General features: G+C 58.4%; 3 protein-coding genes. All 3 read left to right on the forward strand.

The genetic code is table 11. The features are described 5' to 3' along the window. Positions 1 to 14: 14 nt before the first annotated feature. Complete coding sequence (locus LB462_RS30815; protein ID WP_224515919.1) at positions 15 to 1,097, forward strand: ABC transporter ATP-binding protein; 1,083 nt, start codon at positions 15 to 17, stop codon at positions 1,095 to 1,097. Between the two features lie 8 nt (positions 1,098 to 1,105). Then, positions 1,106 to 2,173 (forward strand): ABC transporter ATP-binding protein, encoded by a 1,068-nt coding sequence (locus tag LB462_RS30820; protein WP_224515921.1) that lies wholly within the window; start codon positions 1,106 to 1,108, stop codon positions 2,171 to 2,173. 2 nt (positions 2,174 to 2,175) lie between these two features. Then, the coding region (locus LB462_RS30825) for a carbohydrate ABC transporter permease (RefSeq protein WP_224515922.1) at positions 2,176 to 2,884 on the forward strand (709 nt) is incomplete at its 3' end.

Here is a 2,884-nt window from a genome sequence, read left to right on the forward strand (position 1 = left end):
TGGGAGGAGTAAGAATGTTGGAACTGCGGAATGTATCCAAGGTAGTGGGCGGAAAACCCCATCTCAGCGATATATCGCTGACTTTGGAACATGCGACGCTGAATGTCCTGCTCGGACCGACCCTGTCCGGCAAGACCAGCCTCATGCGCATCATGGCAGGACTGGACGTGCCGACCGCTGGCTCTGTCTGGTTCGACGGCAAGGACGTGACAGGCGTGCCCGTACAGAAGCGCTCGGTCGCCATGGTCTATCAGCAGTTCATCAATTACCCGGCCTTTACGGTCTACGAGAACATCGCTTCGCCGATGCGCGTGGCTGGTGCCGACAAAGCGACAATCGACCGCGAAGTGCGCAAGGCGGCCGAAATGCTGAAGCTCACGCCCTTCCTCGATCGCACGCCGCTCAATCTTTCCGGCGGTCAGCAGCAGCGCACTGCGCTGGCGCGCGCTATCGTGAAGAACGCCAAGCTGGTTCTGCTCGACGAGCCGCTTGCCAATCTCGACTATAAGCTGCGCGAGGAACTGCGTCAGGAATTGCCGAGGATTTTCGCCGAATCCGGTACGATTTTCGTCTATGCCACGACCGAGCCGCACGAAGCCCTGCTGCTTGGTGGCAACACGGCGACCTTGTCCGAAGGCCGCATCACCCAGTTCGGGCCGACCATAGATGTCTTCCGCAGGCCCGATGATCTGATCACCGCGCAGACTTTTGCCGATCCACCACTCAACACGATTGCTCTGGCGAAATTTGGCAAAGCATTTCAGCTCGAGGGCGGCGTTGCCCTACCGGTACCGGCGCATCTCGCGGAGTTCGCCGACGGTACGTATACGATCGGTTTCCAGCCGCATCATGTGAATACGAGCCGCAGAAATCCTGACGAGATCGGCCTCAAAGCCACGGTTACGGCTACCGAAATCACAGGTTCGGAAAGCTTTGTCCATCTTTCCTTCGCCGATGCGCGTTGGACGATGCTGACGCATGGCATCCATATCTATGCGCCCGATGAGGAGATCGACATCTTCATCGACCCGCGCAATCTGGTGATTTTCGACGCGAGCGGCAATTCCGTCAGCCGCCGCCAGAAGCTGGCGGCATAGGGGGAACCATGGCACGCATCGATCTCAACCATATCCGTCACGCCTACGGTCCCAACCCGAAGTCGGATAAGGACTACGCGCTGAAGGAAGTCCATCACAGCTGGGAAGACGGCGGTGCTTACGCTCTGCTCGGACCGTCCGGTTGCGGCAAGACCACGCTCTTGAACATCATATCCGGTTTGATCCATCCCTCACACGGACAACTGCTGTTCGACGGCGTCGACGTGACGAGCCTGTCGACGCAGGAACGCAACATCGCGCAGGTGTTCCAGTTCCCGGTCATCTACGACACGATGACCGTTTACGACAATCTCGCCTTTCCCTTGCGCAATCGCGGCGTTCCGGAAGCGGAAATCGATCGCAAGGTGCGCGAGACGCTGGAGATGATCGACCTTGCCAGCTGGGCAAAGAAGAAGGCACGCGGCCTTACCGCCGACCAGAAGCAGAAGATTTCGCTCGGCCGCGGTCTCGTCCGGTCCGACGTCAACGCGATCCTTTTCGATGAGCCGCTTACCGTTATCGACCCGCACATGAAGTGGGTGCTCCGATCGCAGTTGAAACAGCTGCACCAGCGCTTCGGCTACACGATGGTCTATGTCACGCACGACCAGACGGAAGCGCTGACCTTCGCCCAGAAAGTCGTCGTCATGTATGACGGCGAGATCGTCCAGATCGGCACGCCGGAAGAATTGTTCGAGCGGCCGAAACACACTTTCGTCGGGTACTTCATTGGCTCGCCCGGCATGAACGTCATGCCCGTGAAACTTTCCGGCGGGATGGCGCAGATAGGCAGCCATCAGATCGAGTTGCCTTCGCCGGTGATGCCCGCCAATGCGAAAATCATCGAACTTGGCATCCGGCCGGAATATGTGCGCCTCGGGCGCACTGGGATGCCGGTAAAAATTGCCAAGGTCGAGGATATCGGCCGGCACAAGATCGTCCGGACCCGGCTCGAAAACCAGGACATCGCCATCATTGTCGAGGAGGGCGGGGATATCCCGGCCGAACCGCACATCGCCTTCGATCCGAAGGGCATCAACATCTATGCCGATAGCTGGCGCGTGGGAGGGCTGTAGCCATGGAGAAAACCTGGAATAACAAAGCCTGGTTCATGGTTCTGCCGGTCCTGCTGCTCGTTGCCTTTTCAGCGGTTGTCCCGCTGATGACTGTGGTCAACTATTCGGTGCAGGATACTTTCGGCAACAATCAGTTTTTCTGGGCCGGAACCGACTGGTTTGACGAAATCCTTCACTCCGAACGCTTTCACACAGCGCTCGGGCGCAATCTCATCTTCTCCTTCATCATCCTCGCGATCGAGATCCCGCTGGGCATCATCATTGCGCTCAATATGCCGCGCAAGGGTTGGGGCGTTCCCGTCTGCCTGGTCCTGATGGCGCTCCCGCTCCTCATCCCGTGGAACGTAGTCGGCACGATCTGGCAGGTCTTTGGCCGCACCGACATCGGTCTGCTCGGCCATACGCTGGAAAGGCTTGGCATCCACTATAATTACGTCCAGAACCCGATGCACGCATGGGTCACCGTCATCATCATGGATATCTGGCACTGGACGAGCCTCGTCGTGCTCCTTTGCTATGCCGGTCTCGTATCCATTCCCGATGCGTTCTATCAGGCGGCAAAGATCGACGGTGCCTCACGCTGGGCGGTATTCCGTTATATCCAGTTGCCGAAGATGAACCGCGTGCTTCTGATCGCCGTACTTCTGCGCTTCATGGACAGTTTCATGATCTACACCGAGCCCTTCGTCGTCACCGGCGGTGGACCGGGCA

This window comes from Phyllobacterium chamaecytisi, from assembly GCF_020164455.1.
GTDB classification, from domain to species: Bacteria; Pseudomonadota; Alphaproteobacteria; order Rhizobiales; family Rhizobiaceae; genus Phyllobacterium; species Phyllobacterium chamaecytisi.

Excerpts from the sequence above, each read along its gene's own strand:
- LB462_RS30820 (WP_224515921.1), top strand. The coding sequence starts at position 1,106 with ATGGCACGCATCGATCTCAACCATATCCGTCACGCCTACGGTCCCAAC.
- LB462_RS30815 (WP_224515919.1), top strand. The coding sequence starts at position 15 with ATGTTGGAACTGCGGAATGTATCCAAGGTAGTGGGCGGAAAACCCCAT.